Annotated in this window: 2 pseudogenes; both read right to left on the minus strand. The window is 42.2% G+C overall.

The features are described from left to right. A pseudogene (locus tag ACFINZ_RS11950) lies at window positions 1-149 on the minus strand (methionyl-tRNA formyltransferase); the annotation flags it as partial. After that, window positions 149-232: pseudogene (locus ACFINZ_RS11955) on the minus strand (peptide deformylase); the annotation flags it as partial. The pseudogenes ACFINZ_RS11950 and ACFINZ_RS11955, both read right to left, overlap by 1 nt.

A 232-nucleotide genomic window follows, 5' to 3' on the forward strand; every position in this document is an offset into this window, starting at 1 on the left:
GGTGAGGGGATCAATTTAAGGCCACGCCGTCCTGCAGGGCGAGGAGGTTGGCTATAAACAGCTGCAATATCATGACCAGCGTCCAATAAAGCCTGTAAAATGGGAACAGAAAAATCAGGTGTCCCCATAAAACTTAACCGTAATACCATTACAAAACTGCTTCCTGTGTGTTTTTTTCTTTTGCACGTTTTTTAAATTTTCGTATAACCATATCGCGGTTGGTCTTTGAAAG

The organism is Bartonella sp. AA81SXKL, from assembly GCF_042196945.1.
In the GTDB taxonomy this organism is placed as follows: domain Bacteria; phylum Pseudomonadota; class Alphaproteobacteria; order Rhizobiales; family Rhizobiaceae; genus Bartonella.